The organism is Allobosea sp. Root483D1 (assembly GCF_001429505.1).
In the GTDB taxonomy this organism is placed as follows: Bacteria; Pseudomonadota; Alphaproteobacteria; order Rhizobiales; family Beijerinckiaceae; genus Allobosea.
The window spans coordinates 816,657-833,017 of sequence record NZ_LMJW01000001.1; the positions used below are offsets into that span (position 1 = coordinate 816,657).

At 67.6% G+C, this 16,361-nt stretch carries 14 protein-coding genes; 11 read left to right on the forward strand and 3 right to left on the reverse strand.

Annotated features, from left to right (window positions below; genetic code table 11):
• Nucleotides 1-3: 3 nt before the first annotated feature.
• Nucleotides 4-996: a GlxA family transcriptional regulator gene (locus ASE66_RS03905; RefSeq protein ID WP_082613176.1), complete on the reverse strand. Its 993-nt coding sequence runs from the start codon at nucleotides 994-996 to the stop codon at nucleotides 4-6.
• A gap of 184 nt (nucleotides 997-1,180) precedes the next feature.
• Between ASE66_RS03905 and ASE66_RS03910 the strand changes: the two genes are divergently transcribed.
• Complete coding sequence (locus ASE66_RS03910) at nucleotides 1,181-2,419, forward strand: aromatic ring-hydroxylating oxygenase subunit alpha (protein WP_057188688.1); 1,239 nt, start codon at nucleotides 1,181-1,183, stop codon at nucleotides 2,417-2,419.
• Nucleotides 2,416-3,468, forward strand: a complete 1,053-nt coding sequence (locus ASE66_RS03915) for a hybrid-cluster NAD(P)-dependent oxidoreductase (protein WP_057188222.1) — start codon at nucleotides 2,416-2,418, stop codon at nucleotides 3,466-3,468. The genes ASE66_RS03910 and ASE66_RS03915 overlap by 4 nt, the downstream gene beginning before the upstream one ends.
• A gap of 13 nt (nucleotides 3,469-3,481) precedes the next feature.
• Here the strand turns inward: ASE66_RS03915 and ASE66_RS03920 are convergent, their stop codons facing one another.
• Entirely contained in the window at nucleotides 3,482-4,393 is a 912-nt protein-coding gene (locus ASE66_RS03920; RefSeq protein ID WP_320409750.1) for a LysR family transcriptional regulator, read from the reverse strand.
• A gap of 130 nt (nucleotides 4,394-4,523) precedes the next feature.
• On the opposite strand from ASE66_RS03920, the gene ASE66_RS03925 reads away from it, so the two are divergent.
• From ASE66_RS03925 to ASE66_RS03960, 8 genes are all read left to right on the forward strand, one after another.
• On the forward strand, nucleotides 4,524-5,567 hold the full coding sequence (locus ASE66_RS03925; RefSeq protein WP_057188224.1) for an aromatic ring-hydroxylating dioxygenase subunit alpha: 1,044 nt from the start codon (nucleotides 4,524-4,526) through the stop codon (nucleotides 5,565-5,567).
• 8 nt (nucleotides 5,568-5,575) lie between these two features.
• A complete protein-coding gene (locus tag ASE66_RS33655; protein WP_082613177.1) occupies nucleotides 5,576-6,721 on the forward strand; it encodes a 2Fe-2S iron-sulfur cluster-binding protein in 1,146 nt (381 codons plus the stop codon).
• A 14-nt stretch (nucleotides 6,722-6,735) separates the two neighbouring features.
• Complete coding sequence (locus ASE66_RS03935) at nucleotides 6,736-7,965, forward strand: aminotransferase class I/II-fold pyridoxal phosphate-dependent enzyme (RefSeq protein ID WP_082613178.1); 1,230 nt, start codon at nucleotides 6,736-6,738, stop codon at nucleotides 7,963-7,965.
• A complete protein-coding gene (locus ASE66_RS03940) occupies nucleotides 7,940-9,490 on the forward strand; it encodes an ABC transporter substrate-binding protein (protein ID WP_057188226.1) in 1,551 nt (516 codons plus the stop codon). Before ASE66_RS03935 ends, ASE66_RS03940 begins: the two co-directional genes overlap by 26 nt.
• A gap of 75 nt (nucleotides 9,491-9,565) precedes the next feature.
• Nucleotides 9,566-10,537, forward strand: a complete 972-nt coding sequence (locus ASE66_RS03945) for an ABC transporter permease (RefSeq protein WP_057188227.1) — start codon at nucleotides 9,566-9,568, stop codon at nucleotides 10,535-10,537.
• Nucleotides 10,534-11,385, forward strand: a complete 852-nt coding sequence (locus ASE66_RS03950; RefSeq protein ID WP_057188228.1) for an ABC transporter permease — start codon at nucleotides 10,534-10,536, stop codon at nucleotides 11,383-11,385. The genes ASE66_RS03945 and ASE66_RS03950 overlap by 4 nt, the downstream gene beginning before the upstream one ends.
• Before the next feature lie 31 nt (nucleotides 11,386-11,416).
• Nucleotides 11,417-13,057 carry an ABC transporter ATP-binding protein gene (locus ASE66_RS03955; protein WP_057188689.1) on the forward strand — a complete coding sequence of 547 codons (1,641 nt, stop codon included), beginning with the start codon at nucleotides 11,417-11,419 and terminating at the stop codon, nucleotides 13,055-13,057.
• Nucleotides 13,044-14,456 (forward strand): FAD-binding oxidoreductase, encoded by a 1,413-nt coding sequence (locus ASE66_RS03960; RefSeq protein WP_057188229.1) that lies wholly within the window; start codon nucleotides 13,044-13,046, stop codon nucleotides 14,454-14,456. The genes ASE66_RS03955 and ASE66_RS03960 overlap by 14 nt, the downstream gene beginning before the upstream one ends.
• A gap of 181 nt (nucleotides 14,457-14,637) precedes the next feature.
• Here the strand turns inward: ASE66_RS03960 and ASE66_RS03965 are convergent, their stop codons facing one another.
• Nucleotides 14,638-14,823 (reverse strand): Lrp/AsnC family transcriptional regulator, encoded by a 186-nt coding sequence (locus tag ASE66_RS03965; protein WP_057188230.1) that lies wholly within the window; start codon nucleotides 14,821-14,823, stop codon nucleotides 14,638-14,640.
• Between the two features lie 105 nt (nucleotides 14,824-14,928).
• Here ASE66_RS03965 and ASE66_RS03970 point away from each other — a divergent pair, with 105 nt between their 5' ends.
• Nucleotides 14,929-16,338: a PLP-dependent aminotransferase family protein gene (locus tag ASE66_RS03970; RefSeq protein ID WP_413814246.1), complete on the forward strand. Its 1,410-nt coding sequence runs from the start codon at nucleotides 14,929-14,931 to the stop codon at nucleotides 16,336-16,338.
• The last annotated feature ends 23 nt before the right edge of the window (nucleotides 16,339-16,361 follow it).

Below are 16,361 nucleotides of genomic sequence, written 5' to 3' on the forward strand. Positions count from 1 at the left end.
TGTTCAGGCGGTCGAGGCCGCCGCTGCCTCATCGCTCACCGGCCGCCCGCGCAGCTGGCTCGGCCGCACGCCCTGCAGCCTCTTGAACCAGTGGGCGAAATGCGAGGTCGAGGTGAAGCCGGCCGCGATCGCGACCTCCAGGACAGGGCGATCGGAATAGAGCAGCAGCTCGCGCGCCCGGTCGATACGCAGCGAGAGGTAATAGCGCGCCGGCGAAGTCTGCAGATAGCGCAGGAACAGCCGCTCGAGCTGGCGCGGGCTCATGCCGACCTTTTCGGCGATCTCGGCGATCGAGATCGTGTCCTCGACATGGCGCTGCATCAGCCTGACAGCGCTGCGCACGGCCGGCGGCAGGCTCGACATCCGTTCCAGCCGGCCACCGCTCTGGTTGTCGCGCTCGTCGCGGATGCGGTCATGGTGGAACTGGTTGGCGACGCGGCGCGCGAGATCGGCGCCATGACGTTCGGTGATGAGATGCAGCATCAGGTCCATCGCTGCCGTACCGCCCGAGCAGGTCATCCGGTCGCGGTCGATCTCGTAGAGCTTGTCGGTGCAGACGAGATGGGGAAACTCCTCCTGGAAGGCGGGGCGGTTCTCCCAGTGGATCGTCGAGCGGTAGCCGTCGAGCAGGCCGGCGCGGGCCAACAGATAGGTGCCGGTCGAGAGCGAGCCGACGCGCACGCCGCTGCGCACCGCCTTGCGCAGGACCGCGAGATAGCGCCGCTCGTCGACCGACTGGATGCGCAGGCCGCCGCAGACGAGGAAGTAATGCGAACCGGGCAAGGCGGTCTCGGCCGCCTCCGCCGGGATCGGGATGCCGTTCGAGGCGGCGAGGACGCCGCCGTCGAGGCTCGCCAGCCGCCAGCGCCAGGCCTCCCGGTCGACCAGCCGATTGAGCGAGCGCAAGGGTTCGATGGCCGAGGCCACGCTCATCATCGAGAAGCCCTCGACGAGCAAGAGCGTGACGATCTGGGTGCCGGCTGGTGCCTCGTTCATGTCTTGGCCTCCTCCTCCGATGATCAGAGCTGGAACCAATCCAAGGAAAGCGGATTTCCGACATTGTTGCAATGAAAGCGACATGCACCCGTCGCAAAGCTTGCCGGCCAGGTCGGAATGCTCCGGCCTCCCTCCCCTCCGGCGGCGCAAGATCGCGGCTATCCACACGCAGGGTCTTCAGCCGATGATCGATCGCGACCGCATCCGCCAGCTCCTCGCCGAGCGCCGCGAGGGCTTCAGCCTGCCGCAGGCCTTCTATGTCGATCCGGCGATGCACGAGACCGACATCAAGGCGGTATTCGAGACCGACTGGCTGTTCGCCTGCAATGCCTGCGAGATCAGGAAGCCGGGCGATTATCTGACCCTGACCGTCGGCGAGAACCCGGTCGTGGTGCTGCGTGACCGGGACGGGCAGGTCCGCGCCTTCCACAACAGCTGCCGCCATCGCGGCTCGCGCATCTGCGGCCAGGAGAAGGGCCGCGCCAACCGGCTCGTCTGCCCCTATCACCAATGGGTCTACGAGCTCGATGGCTCGCTGCTCAACGCCCGCCAGATGCCGGCCGATTTCGACCGCTCGGCCCAAGGGCTGAAGCGCGTCCATGTCGAGGTGATCTGCGGCATGGTCTATATCTGCCTCGCCGACGATCCACCCGACCTGACACGCTATCGCGAGGCAGTGACGCCCTATATCGCGCCGCATATGCCGGAGCGCACCAAGGTCGCCTTCGAGATGACCTTGATCGAGGATGCGAACTGGAAGCTCGTCATCGAGAACAACCGCGAATGCTACCACTGCGCCGGCAACCATCCGGAGCTGCTGGTGACGCTGGTCGAGTTCGCGCTGCCGGACGATCCGCGCGGGCCGGCCGAGTTCAAGGGGCTGATGGACCGCAAGACGGCGAAATGGGAGGCGCTCGGCCTGCCGCATCAGCCGGTCGATGGCGGGCAGGAGTTCCGCTGCATCCGCCTGCCGTTCCATGAGGGAGCGCTGTCGTTCACCATGGATGGCGGCCCGGCCTGTAACAAGCTGCTCGCCGATTTCACCGAGCCCGATCTCGGCTCGGTCCGGATGTTCCGGGTTCCGAACAACTGGAACCACTTCCTCGCCGATCATATCCTGCATTTCAGGGTACTGCCGCTCTCCCAGGACAAGACAGCGGTACGCACGACCTGGCTGGTGCATGAGGATGCGGTCGAAGGCGTCGATTACGACATCCAGCGACTGACCGAGGTCTGGATCGCGACCAATGCGCAGGACGCCGAGCTCGCGGCCGTGAACCATGCCGGCATCCGCTCGATGGGCTACCAGCCCGGCCCCTACGCCCCGTCCGAGTTCATGCTGACCAATTTCACCAACTGGTATGCCGGCAAGATGGCGGCCTATGCCGGCGAGCCCGCGCCGTTCAGGATGGCGGCCGAATGAGCCTGGACAGCCTCGAAGCTCCGGTCGCTGCCCCGGCAGCCGATCTGCTGCAGCTCATCGTCGCCGAGATCCGCGACGAGACGCATGACGTGAAGACCTTCGTCTTCCGGCCTGAAGGCGGCACACCGCGCTACGCGGCCGGCCAGTCGATGACGCTGAAGCTTTCGATCGGCGGCGAGACGCTGTTCCGCACCTTCTCGCTGGCCTCGGCACCGGACGCGTCAGGCACGATCGCGATGACGATCAAGGCCCATGCGAGGGGGGGCGTCACCCGCTGGCTGCACGATGAACTGGCGGTGGGAGCGCGGCTTGAAGGCCGACCGCCGAAGGGCCGCTTCACCATCGAAGCTCGTACGACCGACAGGCTCGCTCTGGTCTCGGCCGGCTCCGGCGCAAGCCCGCTGATGGCGATGCTGCGCCATCTCGCGGCGACCAGGCCTGATAGCGATGTGCACTGGCTCCATGCCGCACGCACACCACGCGACATCCTCTTCGCCCACGAGCTCGCCGAGCTGCAGGCGCGGATGCCGCACCTCAAGGTCGCGATGCTCGCCAGCCGGCCAGAGCCCGGCTGGTTCGGCTTCGCCGGCCGCCTCGGCCGGCGGCTGGTCTCGGTTGCGCTGCCGGATTACGGCCGCCGCGAGGTCTTCTGCTGCGGCCCCGCCGGTTTCATGGAGGAAGCCCGGCTGATCCATGCCGCTGAGGGCGGCGTGCGCGAGCTCTTCCATATCGAGCATTTCGGCGCCGTCGCTCCCGTCGCGCCACCGCCGGTACCGGTGGATGCGCCTGCCGATGGCTATGCGGTCAGGCTCGGCGACAAGCATTTCACCGCCCGGCCGGGCGAGACGCTGCTGCAGGCTGCAACGCGCCAGACCATTATCATCCCTTGCGGCTGCGCCTCGGGAATGTGCGGCACCTGCCGGGTCAGCCTTGTCGAGGGCTCGGTCGAGATGCGGCACGAAGGCGGAATCTCGCCCGAGGAGGAGGCGCAAGGCTATATCCTCGCCTGCTCCTCGCAGCCACGCTCGAATGTGACGATCGCGCTGTGAGACCTAGAGGCTGTCAGAGGGCTGCGGATTTGCGTTGCTGCGCACGCGACATCGCCAGCACCCAATCTCGGAACTCGGCGCCGAATGGCTTCTCCAATGCGGCCCGGTCCCAGGCCAGGAAATAGCTTTCGCCGAGCTGAAGGCGCCTGTCGATCGGCACGATGAGCCGCCCCGAGGCGAGATCCTCGCGGATCATCGCGATCTGGGCGAGCACGAAACCACGGCCGTTGACGGCGGCATCCAGGGCCGTGCTCGACAACGAGAAGGCGAGCTCCGTCGAGACACTGCCCACGGAGACCCCGACGCTGCGTGCCCACTCGTCCCAGCTCGGCGGAGGCTTGTGCGATCCCTCCCACTCGATCCCGATCAGGGGGCAGGCGAAGATGTCTTCCGGTGCCGCGATGGCCTTGCCGGCGATCAAGCCGGGCGCGCAGGCCGGCACGACACAGTCCGTGAAGAGCGGTGCGTAGTGGTCGAAGGATTGGCTCTTCGAACCGTATGACAACCTGAAATCGACCCCATCCTCGAACAGCCGCGGCTCGGATTCGGCCCCGATCAGGCGGATCTTCGAAGCGGGGTTCAACACCTGCCAGTCGAAGAGCTGCGGGCCGAGCCAGCGGCTGGCCACCGTGGCGAGGCAACTGACGACGAGGCCGGCCCCGGCGCGCTTTCGGTGCAGGACGGCATGGGCCTGGCGGAGCGCCGCGAAGGGGCCGACGATGTCGAGGTGGTAGGCCGCCCCCCACGACGTCAGTTCCACGCCGCGCCCATTGCGCTCGACGAGCCGGATGCCGAGGCTGCTCTCCAGCTTCTTGATCTGCTGGCTGATCGCACCGGGCGTGACGAACAGCTCGGCTGCCGCATCGGACACGCTCCCCAGCCGCGCGACCGCCTCGAATGCCTGAAGAGCCTTGAGCGGCGGCAATCCCAAACCCGTCTCCCTTCCCGTTTTCACATTTTAGCAAATCTAAAATGTAACGCAATTCTTCGGACTCAAGCCGGCGTCGCATCGCTGCCTATCATCACCTCGGATGGCGATTGATGGGAGAGCGTCGATGTTCCTGAAAAATGCCTGGTATGTCGCAGCCTGGGACCATGAGGTCCGGGATCAGCTCCACCCGGTTACGATGCTGTCCGAGAATGTCGTGCTCTACCGTCGGCGCGACGGAAAGCTGGCCGCGCTCGAGGATGCCTGCCCGCATCGCAAGCTGCCGCTCTCGATGGGGCGCATCAAGGGCGACGACATCGAATGCGGCTATCACGGCCTGACCTTCGACTGCACGGGCACCTGCACAAGGGTTCCCGGCGCCGAGCGGATTCCGCATGTCGCCCGTGTCCGTTCCTACCCCGTCGAGGAGCGCTATGGCCTCGTCTGGGTCTGGATGGGCGACCCGGCGCTGGCCGACCCCGCGCTGATCTTCGCCGTCGACCACTGGGGCGATCCCGATTGGGGCGTCAATCAGGGCGACGGCATGACGATCGCCTGCAACTACCTCTACATGACCGACAACCTGCTCGACCCCTCCCATGTCGCCTGGGTGCACCAGAGCTCCTTCGCCGGAGCCGGGACCGAGGAAACGCCGCTCGAGACGACCTTGGGCGAGGACGGCGTCACCGTCTGGCGCTGGATGATGGATACCGCGCCTGCGCCATTCTACGCGCCGTTCCTGAACTTCAAGGGCCCTTGCGATCGCAAGCAGCACTATGAAGTGCGCTATCCGAGCCATGCGATCATCAGGGCGATCTTCACGCCGGCCGGAAGCGGCGGGGTAGGCCAGCCGCTTCACCCGGACGTGTTCCTGATGGACAGCTACAACTTCATGACGCCGGTCGACGAGAACAGCACCCGCTACTTCTGGTTCCAGATGCGCAACTTCGCGCCGAACGATCCGGAGATCTCGGCGCAGTTCGCCCATTCGGTGCGCGGCGCCTTCGAGGAGGATCGGGCGGTTCTCACCGCCGTGCATCAGGGCATGGCCAACAAGCGCACCCCCAATCTCGACCTCAAGATCGATGTCGGCCCCTTGCGGTTCCGCCGCCGCCTGGCACAGATGATCGAGGCCGAGACCGCCGCCAGCGCCCAGCAGGCGGCGGAATAGGCGGCGCCGTGGCGGACGCTGCGCAACCTGCGTCCCAATTCCGGCCGTTCCGCGTCGTCTCGCGGACGCCGGAGAGCCGGACGATCACATCCTTCGCACTGGAGCCGCTCGCCCCCGGAGACTGGCAAGCCTTCGAGCCCGGCCAATACCTGCCGATCCGCATCCCCGGCACGGACGGGCAGGCAGCGGCGCTGCGGACCTACAGCATCTCGTCGGCGCCATCCGACAGGGCGCGCTACCGGATCACGGTGAAGCGCGAGGGCGCGCCGGCGCCGGGCCTGCCGGACGGCGTTGGTTCGTGCTTCCTGCACGACCGGATCGCCATCGGCGATCTCGTCGAGATCGCGCCGCCGCGCGGAGAGTTCGTGCTGGCCAAGGAAACGAAGCGGCCCGTCATCCTCGCCAGCGGCGGTGTCGGCCTCACGCCGCTCGTCTCCATGCTCCACGCCCTGAAGGGCGAGCCGGAGCGGGAGGTGCACTTCCTGCACGCCTGCGACGATGGCGAGGTCCATGCCTTGCGCGAGGAGGTCGATGCGCTGATCCGCAGCCGCCCGGGCCTCACGGCGCGCTATTGCTACCGTGTCCCTTCTCCTGCGGATGCCGCGACCGGGCGGCATCATGCCGAGGGGCTCATGACCAGGGCATTGCTGCGCAGCTGGCTGCCGCTCGGCGATTACGACGTCTATCTCTGCGGACCGCCGCCTTTCATGGCCAATGTCTACGCCGCCTTTCGTGAGCTCGGCGTGCGCAAGGAACGGATCCGCTACGAGTTCTTCGGCCCGGCGACCGTGCTCGAAGCCGGGGAGGCGGATCCGCCAGCGGCGCCCCCGATCGAGGTGGCGCCATCCCGCGACGGGCCCGCGCATGCCCATAGCCGGAACGTGGCCGGAACAAGCGGCCCGCAGATCGGCTTCGCGCGATCGCAACGCTCGGCAAGTTGGGATGAAGCCGTCGACACCAGCCTGCTCGCCTTCGCCGAGCGGCTCGGCCTCGATCCGCCCTTCTCCTGCCGCGCCGGCATCTGCAGCACCTGCCGCACCGGCCTGCTGCAGGGCGAGGTCGACTATGTCGAGGAACCGCTCGATCCGCCCGGGCCCGGCGAGGTGCTGCTGTGCTGCGCCAGGCCGCGCGGCCCGCTCGTCCTGGATCTGTGAGGAAGGCCTTACCGATGACCGAAGCGACGCTCCGCACTGCCAACGAAGCCGGACGGACCGGCGGTTCGCTCGTCCTCAACCCGCATGTCGCTGCGCTGCCGCCCTACAATGCCGGGCTGAGCATCGCGGTGGCGCGGGCAGTGAGTGGGCGGTCCGATATCGCGCGGCTCGCCAGCAACGAAAACCCCGATGGCTGCTCGCTCGCCGTGCTGGAAGCGCTGCGCTCGCCGCAATTCGAGCCCTGGCGCTATGCCGACCCGGCCTGCACGGAACTGAGGAGCGCGCTTGCGGAGAAACTTACGGCCGCGCCCGACCTGATCGTCGTCGGCAACGGCTCGGAGGAGATGATCGCAGCGATAGCGCGGGCTGCGCTGACGCCAGGCTGCGAGGTCGTCACCGTGACGCCGAGCTTCGGTCTGCACGAGATCGAGCCGCTGGCAGCCGGCGCCCGGGTGGTGAAGGTTCCGATGGCCGATGACCTCGGCTTCGATATCGAGGCCATCGCCGCAGCGCTCGCAGCCGAGCCGCGAATCCTGTTCCTGTCGTCGCCGTCGAATCCGGTCGGGCCCGCCCTCGACCAGGCGCAGCTCGAACGGCTCGCGCGAGCCGCATCGCCGCGCACGCTCTTCGTGCTCGACGAAGCCTATTACGAATATGCCGACGAAGGCGCCCCCGATGCACGCGCGATCCTGAATGCCGGTGGCCTGCCTCATATCGTGCTGCGGACCTTCTCGAAGGCCTATGGCCTCGCCGGCCTCAGGGTCGGCTATGCGATCTGTTCCGATGCCGGGCTCGCCCGCGCCGTCGCGGCGGCGAAGACGCCGTTCAACGTCAACGGCGCCGCCCAGATCGCCGCCATGGCCGCATTGCGGGACGACGCCTGGATGAAGGCCTCCACCGCAAGGCTGCGGACCGAGCGCGGGCGGGTGCGGGCGGCATTGCACCGGCTCGGTCTCAGGCCTGCGCCGTCGCAGACCAATTTCCTGTTCTTCGATACCGGCGCCGACAGCGACGGCATCGCCGCCGCGCTCTTGCGCGAGGGGATCATCGTCAAGCCTTGGCGCGAGGCCGGGTACCGCAGCTACCTGCGCGTCACCATCGGCCATGCCGCGGACAATGACCGGCTGATCGCCGGGCTCGCCGCCTGCCTCGGCGCACATCGGCCACCAGCATTCAACGAGAGCGAAAACCGCTCCGACAACACAGAGGGAAACTGCAATGACCAACCACGGACATCCGGATAGGCGAAGCCTTCTTCTCGGCGCCGGCGCGCTCGGCGCAGCGCAACTCCTGCCGTCTAGCGCCATCGCGCAGACCCCGAAGCGCGGCGGCGCCTTCAGGGTCGGCATTTCCGACTTCGCGACCTCGGACTCGCTCGACCCGACGCTGGTCGAGACGCAGTTCTCGCAGCATCTGCAATGGCAGCTGCGCAACAATCTCGTCGAGGCCGGGCCGGGCGGAAAGCTCGTCCCCGAGCTCGCGGAAAGTTGGGAAGGCTCGAAGGACGCAAAAACCTGGACCTTCAAGCTGCGCAAGGGCGTCACCTTCCATGACGGCAAAAGCCTGACCCCGGCCGACGTCGTCCATTCCTTCAACACCCATCGCCGCGACGGCTCGAAGTCGATGACCAAGCCGATCCTGGCCCAGATCGCGACGGTCAAGGCCGACGGCCCCGATACGGTCGTGTTCGAGCTGATCGACGGCAATGTCGGATTTCCGGCCCTGACGAGCTCGGTCGGCCTCGTCATCATCCCCGACGGCGACACCGACTATCGCCGCGGCATGGGCACCGGCGGCTACATTCTGGAGCAGTTCGAGCCGGGGGTGCGCTCACGCGTGAAGCGCAATCCGAACTACTGGAAAGCCGGCAGGGGCAATTTCGACACGGTCGAGATGATCTGCATCAAAGATGCGACCGCCCGTGCCAACGCGCTGCTGACCGGGCAGCTCGACGCCTATAACGCCGTCGATCCGCGCACCGTGGCGCTGCTCGAGCGCAATGCCGCGGTCCGCATCAACCGGGTCAAGAGCAAGGCGCACTTCGCCTTCCCGATGATGGTCGACCAGGCGCCGTTCGCCTCCAACGATGTGCGCCTCGCCATGAAATACGCGATCGATCGCGAGGAGATCGTGAAGCGGGTGCTCGGCGGCTTCGGCTCTCCGGGCAACGACCATCCGCTCTCGGCGGCCTACGAATTCTATGACGGCTCGATCCCGCAGCGCGCCTACGATCCGGACAAGGCGAAGTTCCACCTCGCCAAGGCGGGCGAGGCTAGTCTGCGCGTCCAGCTCCATGTGTCCGAGACTCCGTTCTCCGGCGCGACCGATGCAGCGGTGCTGTTCAAGGCCCACGCAGCCAAGGCCGGCATCACCGTCGACGTCGTCAAGGAGCCGGAGGACGGCTACTGGTCTTCCGTCTGGAACAAGCGGCCCTTGTGCACCTCGCGCTGGAGCGGGCGCATCAACGACGACGTGCTGCTGACGCTGGGCTACTCCGAGACCGGCACCAAGGCCGGCTGGAACGAGACGCGCATCAACAGTCCGCGCCTCAACACCATCGTCGCCGAAGCCCGCAAGGAGTTCGACACCGGCAAGCGCCGCGCGCTCTACAGCGAGGCGCAGCGCATCATCCACGACGATGGCGGCTCGAACATCTTCGCCTTCGCCGATTTCCTCGATGCGACCAGCCGCAAGCTGGCCTTCGGCGAACTCGCCGGCGACTGGATGCTCGACGGCTGCCGCGCCTCCGAGCGCTGGTGGTTCGCCTGAAGCACGTCTTCCTTCTCGATTTGGCCGCCTGACCTGCCCCCGCCGGGAGCTGGTCAGGCCAGCAAGGATCGTTCGATGCACGGCGTCTCCGCCATGATAGCCCAGCGGATCGCGCTCGGGATCGCGACCCTGTTCGTGATCTCGATGCTGGTCTTCCTCGCCGTCGACATGCTGCCGGGTGATCCGGCCGAGGCGATCCTCGGCCAGAGCGCGACGCCCGCCTCGGTCGCGGCGCTGCGGCAGGAGCTCGGCCTGAACAAGCCGCTGGTCGTGCGCTATGCCGACTGGGCGGCAGGCATGCTGCGCGGCGATTTCGGGCGTTCCCTTGCCAATGACCGCCCGATCTCGGAGCTCGTTGCGCCCCGGCTTGGCGCAACCTTGTCGCTTGCGGCGCTGGCGGCCGCGATCGCGCTGCCGCTCGGGGTACTGCTCGGCATCCTCTCGACCGTGCATCGCGACCGGGCGCTCGACCGGGTCGCCTCCACAGCCTCCCTGCTCGTGATCTCGTTTCCCGAGTTCTTCACGGCCTACATGCTGGTGGCCTGTTTCTCCGTCGGCCTCGGCTGGCTGCCGGCGATCTCCCTGCCGAACCAGGGCGGTTTCCTCGAAACCCTCACGATGCTGGCGCTGCCGGCCCTGACATTGTCGCTCGCCGTGATCGGCTACGTCCTGCGGATGACGCGGGCGGCCATCATGGGCGTCATGGGCTCTCCTTACGTCGAGATGGCCCGGCTCAAGGGCGTGGGACCTTTCGGGGTCGTCGTCCGCCACGCGCTGCCCAATGCGCTGTCGCCGATCATCAACGTCGTCATCATCAACCTCGCCTATCTCGTCGTCGGCGTCGTCGTGATCGAGGTCGTGTTCGTCTATCCCTGCCTCGGCCAATTGCTGGTCGACTCGGTCGCGAAGCGGGACATCCCCGTCGTCCAGGCCTGCTGCATGCTGTTCGCCGGCACCTATATCGGCCTCAACCTGCTCGCCGACATCCTGGCCTTGCTGGCCAATCCGCGCCTGCGGCGGCCGCGTCATCGGGAGGCGCGGGCATGACCGGCATCGCAGCGCTCCGCACCGCTCCGCTCTCGGCCCGGATCGGGCTGGCGATCGTCGCCACCTATCTGTTCTGCCTGCTCTTTGCCCCTCTCGTCGCGCCCTATGGCGAAACCGAGATCGTCGGCGGGCCCTGGGCCGGGGGCTTCTGGGACCCGGCGGCGGAGGGGCCGGCAACACTGCTGGGCACCGATCATCTCGGGCGGGACGTGCTTTCGCGCCTGATCTACGGCGCCCGCAATTCGATCATGCTGGCGCTGCTGACCACGACTCTCTCCTTCCTCACCGGTACGACGCTGGGGCTGCTCGCAGCCGTGCGTGGCGGGTTGATCGACCAAGCCCTCAGCCGGCTCGTCGATCTCGTGATGGCTTTCCCGACACTGATCTTCGCCTTGCTGGTGCTCGCCGTCGCCGGTTCGACGCTGCCCGTGCTGATCGGCGTCATCGCGCTGCTCGATGCGACGCGGGTCTTCCGGATCGCGCGCGCCGTCGCGATGGACGTCGCGGCCCAGGATTTCGTCGAGGTCGCACGCTTACGCGGCGAGGGAACCGGCTGGATCATGCGCCGGGAAATCCTCCCCAACATCGTCGTGCCGCTCGCCACCGAATTCGGCCTGCGCTTCTGCTTCGTCTTCCTGTTCATCGCGACGCTGAGCTTCATCGGCCTCGGCATCCAGCCGCCCACCGCCGACTGGGGCTCGATGGTGCGCGAGAACGCCGCCGCGATCTCGTTCGGCATCCTGATGCCGCTGTTTCCGGCGGGCGCGATCGCGCTGCTCACCATCGGCATCAATCTGGTCATCGACTGGGCCGCGGCCGGCAACCATGGGCTGAGCGATGAACGCTGAAACCGCGGGCCTCGCCGAAGAGGCACAACGCATGCTGACTGAGACGGGTGGCGTGCCGCTCCTTGTCATGCGCGATCTCGTGATCGAGGCGAGCGGGGCCGGCCGGCCGCAGCGGATCGTCGACGGCATCGATCTGGAGCTGCACGCCGGTGAGGTGCTCGGTCTGATCGGCGAATCCGGTGCCGGCAAGTCGACGATCGGCCTCGCTGCGCTCGGCTATGTTCGGCCCGGCTGCCGCTTCGCGGGAGGCACCATCCACTTCAATGGGCAGAACCTGCTCGATTTGCCGCCGCAGCACCGCCGGGCGCTGCGCGGCACCCGCATCGCCTATGTCGCCCAGAGCGCCACCGCATCCTTCAACCCGGCGCATCGCCTGATCGACCAGGCGGTCGAGACCGCCACAAGGCAGGCCGGCATGGGCAGACGACAGGCGGAGCAGGAGGCACGCGAGCTGTTCGCGCGCCTCGCCCTGCCGGATCCCGACCGCATCGGCGAGCGCTTCCCGCACGAGCTTTCGGGCGGCCAGCTCCAGCGCGTGATGATCGCGATGGCGATGATCTGCCGGCCGGATCTCATCGTCTTCGACGAGCCGACCACGGCCCTCGACGTCACCACGCAGGTCGAGATCCTCGCCTGCGTCCGCGATGTCGTCGAAGCCTTCGGGACCGCTGCGATCTACATCACCCATGATCTCGCGGTGGTGACACAGCTCGCCCATCGCATCGTCGTGCTGCGCCATGGCCGCATCGTCGAGGAAGCTCCGACGCGTGCCATGCTCGCCGCTCCGCGCGAGACGTATACCCGCTCGCTCTGGGCCGTGCGCAAGATCAGGAAGGCGCCGGAGCCGGACCATGGCGCGGCGCTGCTGGAACTGGCCGGGGTCGGCGCCTCCTATGGCTCCGTCCCTGTGCTCAGGGATGTCTCGCTGACGGTCGGAAAGGGCCGCACGGTCGCCCTCGTCGGCGAATCCGGCTCCGGCAAGTCGACCCTGGCGCGCGTCGTGGCCGGGTTGCTGCCGCCCACGGCCGGACGGGTCCTGCTGCAAGGAGGCGGCTTGCCGGGGCGCCTGCGGGATCGCTCGCGTGACGAGCTTCGCCGCGTCCAGCTCATCCACCAGAGTCCGGATGCGGCACTCAATCCCCACCACAGCATCCGCGAGACGATCGGCCGGCCGCTGCAGCTCTATAACGGCCTCAAGGGGGCTGCGCGCGCGGCCCGCCTGTACGAGCTGATGGCGCTGGTCGAGCTCAAGCCCGAACTGCTCGACCGGCTGCCCAACGCGCTCTCGGGCGGGCAGAAGCAGCGCGTCTGCATCGCCCGGGCGCTCGCAGCCGACCCCGAGCTGCTGATCTGCGACGAGGTGACCTCGGCCCTCGATCAGGTCGTCCAGGCCGACATCCTGGCGATGCTGCAGCGATTGCAGAAGGAGCTCGGCCTGTCTTGCCTCTTCATCACCCATGACATCGCGACGGTGCGCGCCATCGCGGACGAAGTCGTCGTGATGCGCCACGGCGCCGTGGTCGAGAGCGGACCACGCGACACGGTGCTGGAGGCGCCGTCCGACGCCTATACGCGATTGCTGCTCTCCTGCGTGCCCGATGTCGATCCGGACTGGCTCACCCGGCTCCTGCAACAGCGGGCCATCCCCGGAGACATGCATGATGCGTTGTGAGGAACAGCTGGCCGAGCCTGAGCTGGACAAGGTCGCTTCTTTGCGCAGCCAGTTGCCGGAAAGCCAGGTGCTCGATCGCAGCGTGCTCGCCGCGCGCGATCCAGGCTGGGACGCGGGCAACCTGAACGCCTTCGCGCTCGTTCGCCCCGGCTCTGTCGCGGACGTCGTAGAGCTGGTGTCGTGGTGCCGGGCGCAGCGCTGTGCCTTCGTGCCGCAAGGCGGGCGGACAGGTCTCGTCGGCGGCGCCGTCACCACGCCCGACCAGCTGATCTGCGATCTCGGCGCGCTCGACAAGATCGAGGAGATCGACCCCGACAGCGGCATCGCCGTGGTCCAGGCCGGGGTCACGCTCGGGGCCTTGCAAGAGGCCGCGGCAGCCTTCGGACTCCATCCTGGCCTCGACCTTGCCGCGCGCGGCTCGGCCACGATCGGCGGGCTGATCGCGACCAATGCCGGTGGTATCACGGCCTTCCGCACCGGCGTCATGCGCCACCGCGTGCTCGGCCTGGAGGCCGTGCTGCCCGATGGCCGCCTCGTCGACGACATGACCCGCGTCCTGAAGACGAGTGCCGGCTATGATGTGAAGCAGCTCCTGATCGGCGCGGAGGGAACGCTCGGAATCGTCACGCGTGCAGTGATCCGGCTCGATCCCTTGCCGAACGGCCGCGCGACCGCGTTGCTCGGCCTCAACGGTGCGGCGCAGGCGCTCGACATCGTCCGGCATTTGCGTGGCGGGTCGTCGCCACTGCTCGCGGCGGAGATCATGTGGTCCGGCTTTGCCGCCGTGACCTGTGCCGCGATCGGCCTCGACCCGGCGCAATTGCCGTTGCGCTCACCCTGCCTGCTGCTGGTCGAACTCGGTGGTGCGAGCTTCGAGGCTGCGCGCACCGCCCTGGAAGAAGCGCTCGCAGCGCTCGCCGAGACAGAGCCGGACCTCGATGGCGTCGTCTGCACCTCGATGGCCCAGTCGGCGCAGCTCTGGCGGCTGCGCGAGGACACGGACGTGCTCTATCGGCTGCATCCTCAGGCGCCTTCCTACGACATCTCGTTACCGGCGCGCGAGTTCGACGCTTATGTAGCGCGCCTGCGGCCGGCTCTGAAGGCGATCGATCCGGCCATCGAACCTTATCTGTTCGGCCATCTCGCCGACGGCAATCTCCACATCGTCCTGAACCTGTCCGGCCCGCTCCGGCCGGATATCAGGGCAGCCGTGGACACTGCGATCTATGGTGAGTTGCGCGGGCTCGGCGGCTCGTTCTCCGCCGAGCATGGCATCGGCAACAAGCGGATCGCGGCCCTGCAACGCCACGCCGACCCCGTGAAGGTGGCGCTGATGGCCCAGATCAAGACGCTGTTCGATCCCGACAATCTCTGCAATCCCGGCAAGATCATCGCTTGAAGTTTCAGGCTGAGGCAGGCCGCCATGCCTGCAGCTCATTCCTCTGCACCCGCGCCGCTCACGCAAAGCGCGAGGAGCCGACATTGGGCGATCGCTTTGGAAGCGGACATTCATATGGAGAGACCGGCGGGCTATCGGCCGCAGCTCAAGTAAACCGGCATTCCATTCCCTAGCCGGATTGCTATGGCCGTGAATGCGCCTCGGCGAGTGGAATGCCCTTGATCACGCCGGCCGCGTCCATCCGGCGCAGCCGCTCCCAGCAGGCGGCTGGCGACAGCGCCACCGTTTCGGCGAGCTTGAGCTTGGTCATGCGGCGGTCGCACTGCAGGGCCGCGACGATCTTGAGGTCGATGGGATCGAGCTTCATCTTCGGTGACCGCCCGTGCATAATGTCCTGAACGATGCGTCCTTAGAACGAGACAATCCCATGTTCCGTCAAGCCGAACGGCCTTCCGGCAACAGGCTTTCCCCGATGGTGGAGAAGGCCGTCGAGTGGCATCCGGTCCTGACGAAGCAGAAGGGCGCGACCAAGCATGCCGCGCTGACCGAGCGCATCATCGCCGATATCGACGCCGGCATCCTGAAGCCGATGGACCGGATGCCGACCCATCGCGACCTTGCCCGCGAGCTCGGCATCTCCGTCCAGACCGTCAGCCTGAGCTACAAGGAGGCCGAGCGCCTCGGCTATCTCAGCGGCGAGGTTGGGCGCGGAACCTTCGTGAAGAGCCGCGTCACCGAGCAGGCCGGGCGGCTGATGCTCGACCGCAGCCCGACCGAGGTCGTCGACCTCTCGATCGTGCGCGGGGTCTATCTCGACGCGCATGAGACGGCCTCGCGCCAGGCGCTGGCGGCCTTGGCCGAGGATGACAACGGCGCCTTCATGCGGCCGTGCCGGCCGATCGCCGGTCTCGACCGCCACCGTGAAGCCGCGCGGCTTTGGCTTGGGCCACTGGGCGTCGAGACGGCCGTCGAGCGCGTGCTGATCACGAACGGGGCTGCCCATGCGCTCTTCCTGGCGCTGACTTGCGTGGTCCGGGCCGGCGACCTCGTGCTGACCGAGAACCTGACCGATCACGGCGTCATCGGCCTCGCCAATATCCTCGGCTTCAGCCTCAAGGGCCTGCCGACCGACGAGGAAGGCATTCGCCCCGACGCGTTCGAGGCCGCCTGCCGCGCAGGCGGCGTGCGGGCGCTGGTCCTGATCCCGACGCTCAACAATCCGACGAGCCATGTCGCCGGCCCCGAGCGCCGCCGCGCCATTGCCGAGATCGCGCAGCGCCATGGCGTCTTCGTCGTCGAGGACGAGGTCTACAAGCCGCTCATCCCTGAGCCACTGCCGTCGATCACCGCGCTGTTGCCCGACCTCGGCTTCTTCCTCACCAGCTTCACCAAGACGGTGCTGACCGGCCTGCGTGTCGGCTATCTCGTGGTGCCGCCGCAGTACTCGATCCGCGCCGCCTCGATCCTGCGTGTGACCAGCTGGAGCGGCACCTATCTGCCGGCCGAGATCGCGACGCGCTGGGTCGAGGACGGCACCGCGCAAAGGCTGCTCGCCGTCCAGCGCGCGGAGGCGCAGGCCCGCCAACGCATCGTCGCGGAGACACTTGGGGCGCATGTCGCCTCGAGCCATCCGCTCTCGCTCTGCGCCTGGCTCAAGGTCCCCGCGCATTGGACCGAGGACAGCCTGGTGCGCTCGCTCGCCGACAGGCGCATCGCCGTGACGCCGTCCGATCCCTTCGTCGCCGGTCCCGGCCATGGCGGCGGCATCCGCATCTGCCTTGGCGGACGGATGAGTCATGAGCTTCTGGCCCGGACGCTGACGACGGTCAGGCAGACCTTCGAGCAACTCCCGCCGGTCTTCGACATCGGCGCGATCGGTTGACAGCAGCGGCGTTTGACGGGCGC

Bases quoted from the DNA above. Each gene is read 5' to 3' on its own strand.
- ASE66_RS03950 (WP_057188228.1), top strand. From the start codon at position 10,534: ATGACCGGCATCGCAGCGCTCCGCACCGCTCCGCTCTCGGCCCGGATC.
- ASE66_RS03965 (WP_057188230.1), bottom strand. From the start codon at position 14,823: ATGAAGCTCGATCCCATCGACCTCAAGATCGTCGCGGCCCTGCAGTGC.
- ASE66_RS03955 (WP_057188689.1), top strand. From the start codon at position 11,417: ATGCTGACTGAGACGGGTGGCGTGCCGCTCCTTGTCATGCGCGATCTC.
- ASE66_RS03935 (WP_082613178.1), top strand. From the start codon at position 6,736: ATGACCGAAGCGACGCTCCGCACTGCCAACGAAGCCGGACGGACCGGC.
- ASE66_RS03960 (WP_057188229.1), top strand. From the start codon at position 13,044: ATGATGCGTTGTGAGGAACAGCTGGCCGAGCCTGAGCTGGACAAGGTC.
- ASE66_RS03945 (WP_057188227.1), top strand. From the start codon at position 9,566: ATGCACGGCGTCTCCGCCATGATAGCCCAGCGGATCGCGCTCGGGATC.
- ASE66_RS03910 (WP_057188688.1), top strand. From the start codon at position 1,181: ATGATCGATCGCGACCGCATCCGCCAGCTCCTCGCCGAGCGCCGCGAG.
- ASE66_RS03905 (WP_082613176.1), bottom strand. From the start codon at position 996: ATGAACGAGGCACCAGCCGGCACCCAGATCGTCACGCTCTTGCTCGTC.
- ASE66_RS03915 (WP_057188222.1), top strand. From the start codon at position 2,416: ATGAGCCTGGACAGCCTCGAAGCTCCGGTCGCTGCCCCGGCAGCCGAT.
- ASE66_RS03970 (WP_413814246.1), top strand. From the start codon at position 14,929: ATGGTGGAGAAGGCCGTCGAGTGGCATCCGGTCCTGACGAAGCAGAAG.
- ASE66_RS03925 (WP_057188224.1), top strand. From the start codon at position 4,524: ATGTTCCTGAAAAATGCCTGGTATGTCGCAGCCTGGGACCATGAGGTC.
- ASE66_RS03940 (WP_057188226.1), top strand. From the start codon at position 7,940: ATGACCAACCACGGACATCCGGATAGGCGAAGCCTTCTTCTCGGCGCC.